A 5,809-nucleotide genomic window follows, 5' to 3' on the forward strand; every position below is an offset into this window, starting at 1 on the left:
GGCAGCTTGTTGTCGAGGACGTCGCGGCGCAACTCGTCGAACAGCGTGCCGCCGGCCGCAATGTTCGTGCCGGTCCGTGCACCCTGATAGAGCGGGCTGTCTGGCTGCGCGTTGCGATACTGGTTGAAATACAGCAGCGAATTGTCGCCGTAGTTGCCGATATAGGCATCGTCGGTCCAACCCCAGAAACCGGCAGCGTCCAGGCCGGTGCCGGCGTCCTGGTAAATCTTCCAGGAAATGCCCGCCTGCTGCAGCGCCTCGGGGTAGGTGGACCAGCCGTAGCCTGCTTCCGCGTTGTCGATCACCGGACCGCCGCCGCTGCCGTCGTTGCCCACCCAACCCGTCCACATGTAATAACGGTTCGGATCGGTCGGGCCCATGATCGAGCAGTGATACGCATCGCAAATGGTGAACGCATCGGCAAGCGCATAGTGGAACGGAATGTCCTCGCGCGTGAGATACGCCATGGTGGTGGTGCCTTTGCTGGGCACCCATTGGTCGTACTGGCCGGCATTCCAGGCCGCATGCGTACTGGTCCAGTCGTGCGCGAGATCTTCGAGGAACTGCAAGCCCAGATCCGGCGCCGTGGGATGGAACGGCAGCACATAGCCGGCGCCGTCAGGCTGGTACCAGATGGCCTTGCCGGAGGTGAGGTTCACCGGGTGCGGATCGCCAAACCCGCGCACGCCCTTCAGCGCACCGAAGTAATGGTCGAAGGAGCGGTTTTCCTGCATCAGCACCACCATATGCTCGACGTCTTCGAGCGTGCCTTTGCGCCGATTGGCAGGAATCTCCAACGCGCGCGCGATGCTGACAGGAAGCATCGAGGCCAGCGACGTGCTGCCCAGCAATTGCAGAAATCGGCGACGGCTCATCGAGGACATGCTGCGTTCCTTGTTTGTGCGGGGGTCACGCGGCGCGATGCTGGAGCGTCAAGGTTGCAGGCGTGCGACATTCGTGGGACTGCGTGGGGAAGTTGGCGGTGGATCACACTCATCGAGAAATGCGCGGCAGTGATTTGTTCACCTATCGTCGACATCCTGCCGCTCGCCATCAATCTCAACGCGCCGCCAGCACCGCCTCGATCTCCTCCGGCTGCTTCGGAACGTCTGCCGTCAGCACATCATGGCCATCGCGCGTCACCGCCACATCGTCCTCAATGCGAATGCCGATACCGCGCCACGCTTCCGGCACCGTCATATCGTCGGGCGCAATGTAGATGCCGGGCTCCACTGTCAGCACCATGCCGGGCTCCAGCATGCGCGGCTCGCCATCGACGCGATAATCCCCCACGTCATGCACGTCCAGCCCCAGCCAATGACTGGTCTTGGCTGGGAAAAACCGCTTGTAGCTGCCTTGCAGGATGGCTTCGGCCGGATCGCCCTTGATCAGCCCGAGCGCGCACAGACCCTCGGTAATGACATGCACCGCCACGTCATGCGCCGTGCTGTAGGAGCGCCCAGGCATCACCTCGTCGATCGCCGCCTCCTGCGCGGTAAGCACGATTTCATACAGCGCGCGCTGCTCGCGGCTGAAACGTCCGCTGATCGGAAAACTGCGGCTGATGTCCGACGCATAGCATTCCAGCTCCGCACCGGCATCGATCAAGAGCAAATCGCCATTCTTCAATACCGCACGATTGGCCTGGTAATGCATGGCGCAGGCATTCACGCCACCGGCTACGATGGGCGGAAAGGCTGCCACGGCACCGCGGCTGCGCATCATGCGCAAGAGTTCGGCTTCCACTTCATATTCGTGCCGGCCGGCGCGCGCCATGGCCATGGCGGCACGATGCGCCTCCACGGCAATGGCCGCCGACGCGCGCATCAGCTTCAGCTCTGCGCGCGATTTGTACAGCCGCAGGTCGTGCAGCAGATGGCCGAGCGACACGAATTCTTTCGGCACCACGCCGCCGCCGCGCAGTTGCCGCAAACGGCGCATCCAGCCCAGCAATTGCGCATCGAATTGCGGCTCGCGGCCGAAGTGGCAGTAGACGCGCGCGCGGCCTTCGATCATGCCCGGCAAGATGTCGTCGATATCGTCGATAGGGAACGCATCGTCCATACCGTAGTCGGCGACGGCGCGTTCGGTCCCCACCAATTCCCCATGCCAACGTTCGCGTTCCGCGTCGCGTTCGCGGCAGAACAGCACGACCTCGCCATGCTGGCGGCCGGGCAACAGCGCCAGCACCGCGTCAGGCTCGGGAAAGCCGGACAGGTAATGGAAATCCGAATCCTGGCGATAGGGCCACGCCGCATCGGCATTGCGCATGCGCTCGGGCGCGGTGGCGATCAGCACCACCGCGTCTTCCCCAGCCATTTTCATCAGCTGGCGGCGGCGCCGCGCGAATTCCTCGGGAGCGATGTTCAATGCAAGGTGCCGTTGGCGGCCTGGTGGGGAAGATGGCATTCAGTGAACAGCAGCATGGCGCCCATGCGCACGAATTCGTGCACTTCGATCAGGGCGTCCTCGTCTTCGTCGTCGCTGCCAAAATCCAGCGACGAGGACGCAATGGCGCTGAGATCGCCAAGGATCTCGCGGCCTTCCTCGGACAGCCGCCCATGCGCATCCGTCCCACCCAAGCCGAAACCGCCCAGGAAACCACGGCACCAGTCCACCAGGGCGTCGGCGCGTTCCGGCAGGGGGCGATCGTCCGCAGGCAGCAACGGTTCGAAGCCGAGTTCAGGATCGGCCAGTTCCGCTTCGCTTTGGCGGGCCAGTTGATCGAGCATGTCCTGGTCGTGCTCGGATGCGCTGTCGCTGCCGGCTTCGAGATGCAGGGCGTTCAGCACGGCCCGCCTGCCCGGCCTGCCGTTGGCCGCCAGCAAGCCACACAGGGAACCGTGTAACTCACTGGCCGGGATGGACAATCGCAAGTGCACGACGACGTCGTCCAGTTCGTCGTAACCGATGGAGTCTGGGGCGGCCATCGCGCTCTCCGTTAACGTTCAAGCAGCAAGTTTAATGCACCATTCCAGTTGGGCCATCCAGGCCGCAGATTTCCGCTGACGTCCTGATATAGTTTCCGCCATGAACACACCCGACGCCGCCCAGCACGAGCTTGCCGCCCTGAGTCAGCAGCTTGATCGGCTGCTCGAACACGTCCATCGCTTGAGCGAAGAAAACCGCAGCCTGCGCCATAGCCAGGAGCAACTGGCGAGCGAGCGCGCAAACCTGCTGGCGCGCAACGAGCAGGCGCGCAGCCGGGTCGAAGCGATGATTCAACGATTGAAGGCGCTCGAGAACAATGGCTGACGTCATCAGCATGTCCACCAACGAACCGGTTTCGCTGCGCCTGATCGATCGCGAATTCCTGATTGCCTGCCCGCCGGAAGAGCGCGACGGCTTGCTGGAAGCGGCCAGCTTTCTCGACCGCAAGATGCGCGACTTGCGCACGCACGCCAAGACGCCCGGCTTCGACCGCCTGGCGGTGCTGGCGGCGATCAGCATCACGCACGAGTACCTGCAATTGCAGAAGCGTGCCAGCCATGTGACTCACAACGCGGCTGAACCTGACATCGCCGAAGGTTTGGCTGCATTGCGCCGCAAGCTTGAAGCCGCACTCGACGCGCCACTAAAATAGACCTCGGCGTTTTCTGCGGTGTGCGCCAGCACACTCTTACATATTGCCTTGTTCCTATATACGACCCGGGACGGTTACTTAAGGCTGTTGTGCATGTCCGCCGCGTGCGGAAAGCCTCGAGGCCTTAATTTCCCTCCCACCTGATCCCATTTGGATCAAGGTCGTTTGGTGGGCAGCGGCATCGCGGTTTACGCCACCCCATGCCAGCCTGGATGCCTTCACCCGGCATCCAGGCCTACGGGGGCGCCGGGACACACCCCCATCCTGAGGAGACGCGCGACGTGGACACCGCCGCACGACGTCGTGAATTACGCCAGCGCCTGGCCGAACGCCGCCGCGCCCTCTCCGCCCCCCAACGCATTGCCGCCACCCAAGGCCTGCGCCGCAGCCTGGAGCTTCTCCCCGAATACCATACGGACACGCGCGTTGCCGGTTATTGGGCCTGCGACGGCGAACTGCCGCTCAACCTGGTGATTCCGCCCCTGGCCACGCGCGGGCAGCAATTCCTGCTGCCGTTGATCGGCCAGGACAACCTGCTGCGCTTCGCTCCGTGGGCGGCAGGCGACCCGGTCCAACCCAACCGCTTCGGCATCCCGGAACCGGTGACACCGCGCGAATGGTTCGCCCCGTTCCAGCTCGACCTGGTGTTCGTACCCTTGCTTGCCTTCGACCGCCGCGGCAACCGCCTGGGCTACGGCGGCGGCTATTACGACCGCAGTTTTGCCTTCCTCAAGGATCAGCTGCGCCCCACCGAGCCGCTGCTGGTGGGCATCGCCTACGATTTCCAGGAGCTGCCGGATATCGCACCCGAGCGCTGGGATGTCTCGCTGGACTTCATCGCCACGGATCGCGAACTTATCGACTGCCGCGCGGACACGCCAGGAGACCAAAGCGCATGAAGTATTGGCTGATGAAGTCGGAGCCGGACACGTTCTCCATCGACGACCTCAAGCGCAAGAAACACGAAGCCTGGGACGGCGTACGCAATTATCAGGCGCGCAATTTCATGCGCGACGACATGCGCGTGGGCGACGGCGTGTTCTTCTACCACTCCAATTGCACCGAACCAGGCATTGCCGGCATCGCCGAAGTGGCCAGCGATGCGTATCCCGACCCCACCCAGTTCGACCCCAAGAGCAAGTACTTCGACCCGGCCAGCTCGCGCGACAACCCGCGCTGGATGCTGGTGGACGTAAAGTTCGTCAAGAAGCTCAAGCGCGTGGTCACGCTGGATGAACTGAAGCAGCACCCCAAGCTGGAAGGCATGACCCTGCTGCGCAAAGGCAATCGCCTGTCGGTGATGCCGGTGGATGCGGCGGAGTGGAAGTACATTCTGGATCTGGAATAACTCCGGACACCCTCACGCAAAAACCATCCTCTCGATACTTCGCCTCCCAGGACAAAACCATGAGCAACGACGAAAAGCGCCTAGCCGGCGAAGCGGCCATCAAGTACGTGGAAGACGGCGCCATCGTCGGCGTCGGCACCGGCTCCACCGTCGCCTTCTTCATCGATGCACTGGCCGCCATCAAGGACCGCATCCAAGGCGCCGTATCCAGCTCCGAACAATCTACCGCGCAATTGAAAAAACACGGCATCCCCGTGTTCGACCTCAACGCCACCGGTCCGCTGGCGCTGTACGTCGACGGTGCCGACGAATGCGATCCGCACAAGCGCCTGATCAAAGGTGGCGGCGCTGCGCTCACCCGCGAAAAAATCATCGCCGAAGCCGCGCAGAAATTCGTCTGCATCATCGACTCCAGCAAGCGCGTCAACCTGCTCGGCAAATTCCCGTTGCCGATCGAAGTGATCCCGATGGCCCGCAGTCTGGTCGGCCGCGAGATCGTCAAGCGTGGCGGCAATCCGGTATGGCGCGATGGCGTGGTGACCGACAACGGCAACTGGGTGATCGACGTGCACGGCTGGCAGATTGCCGATCCGGTGGCGTTGGAGAGCGAGCTCAATCAGATTCCAGGCATTGTCACGGTCGGACTGTTCGCACGGCGTCCGGCCGATGTGGTGCTGGTCGGCGACAAGTTGATGTGACGGATGCGGGCTTGAAGGAACGCGTGCCAAGAAGAAAGGTGATGTAACAGGCGGCATGGCACGCAGCATGGAACGCGCTGACATCTACCAGATCATGCGCATGCTGCCGTGGCCGCTGAAGTCGTTGGCTACTGTGGCGGCGCGGGCCTATTTGTATTGGGCTGCGCACTGATTTTTGCT

At 62.9% G+C, this 5,809-nt stretch carries 8 protein-coding genes and 1 other RNA gene; 6 read left to right on the forward strand and 3 right to left on the reverse strand.

Annotation, left to right across the window (positions count from 1 at the left end):
* From VMA74_RS16175 to VMA74_RS16185, 3 genes are all read right to left on the reverse strand, one after another.
* Positions 1 to 884: alkaline phosphatase family protein (locus VMA74_RS16175; protein WP_325368790.1), on the reverse strand; the 884-nt coding region annotated here is incomplete at its 3' end.
* Positions 885 to 1,059: 175 nt separating this feature from the next.
* Complete coding sequence (locus VMA74_RS16180; RefSeq protein WP_325368792.1) at positions 1,060 to 2,409, reverse strand: aminopeptidase P N-terminal domain-containing protein; 1,350 nt, start codon at positions 2,407 to 2,409, stop codon at positions 1,060 to 1,062.
* Positions 2,367 to 2,930, reverse strand: coding sequence for a UPF0149 family protein (locus VMA74_RS16185; protein WP_325368794.1), 564 nt, complete (start codon positions 2,928 to 2,930; stop codon positions 2,367 to 2,369). Before VMA74_RS16185 ends, VMA74_RS16180 begins: the two co-directional genes overlap by 43 nt.
* 100 nt (positions 2,931 to 3,030) lie before the next feature.
* Between VMA74_RS16185 and VMA74_RS16190 the strand changes: the two genes are divergently transcribed.
* The 6 genes from VMA74_RS16190 to rpiA all read left to right on the forward strand — a co-directional run bounded on the left by VMA74_RS16190 (position 3,031) and on the right by rpiA (position 5,629).
* Positions 3,031 to 3,255 (forward strand): TIGR02449 family protein, encoded by a 225-nt coding sequence (locus tag VMA74_RS16190; RefSeq protein ID WP_325368796.1) that lies wholly within the window; start codon positions 3,031 to 3,033, stop codon positions 3,253 to 3,255.
* Complete coding sequence (locus tag VMA74_RS16195; protein ID WP_325368798.1) at positions 3,248 to 3,583, forward strand: cell division protein ZapA; 336 nt, start codon at positions 3,248 to 3,250, stop codon at positions 3,581 to 3,583. The genes VMA74_RS16190 and VMA74_RS16195 overlap by 8 nt, the downstream gene beginning before the upstream one ends.
* 7 nt (positions 3,584 to 3,590) lie before the next feature.
* Positions 3,591 to 3,777: non-coding RNA, 6S RNA (ssrS, locus tag VMA74_RS16200), on the forward strand.
* 87 nt (positions 3,778 to 3,864) lie between these two features.
* On the forward strand, positions 3,865 to 4,482 hold the full coding sequence (locus VMA74_RS16205; protein ID WP_325368800.1) for a 5-formyltetrahydrofolate cyclo-ligase: 618 nt from the start codon (positions 3,865 to 3,867) through the stop codon (positions 4,480 to 4,482).
* Positions 4,479 to 4,931 (forward strand): EVE domain-containing protein, encoded by a 453-nt coding sequence (locus VMA74_RS16210; protein WP_325368802.1) that lies wholly within the window; start codon positions 4,479 to 4,481, stop codon positions 4,929 to 4,931. The genes VMA74_RS16205 and VMA74_RS16210 overlap by 4 nt, the downstream gene beginning before the upstream one ends.
* 59 nt (positions 4,932 to 4,990) lie before the next feature.
* Positions 4,991 to 5,629, forward strand: coding sequence for a ribose-5-phosphate isomerase RpiA (gene rpiA, locus VMA74_RS16215; protein WP_325368804.1), 639 nt, complete (start codon positions 4,991 to 4,993; stop codon positions 5,627 to 5,629).
* Positions 5,630 to 5,809: the final 180 nt, after the last annotated feature.

The sequence above is a fragment of the Dyella sp. genome, assembly GCF_035508675.1.
Lineage (GTDB): Bacteria > Pseudomonadota > Gammaproteobacteria > Xanthomonadales > Rhodanobacteraceae > Dyella_B.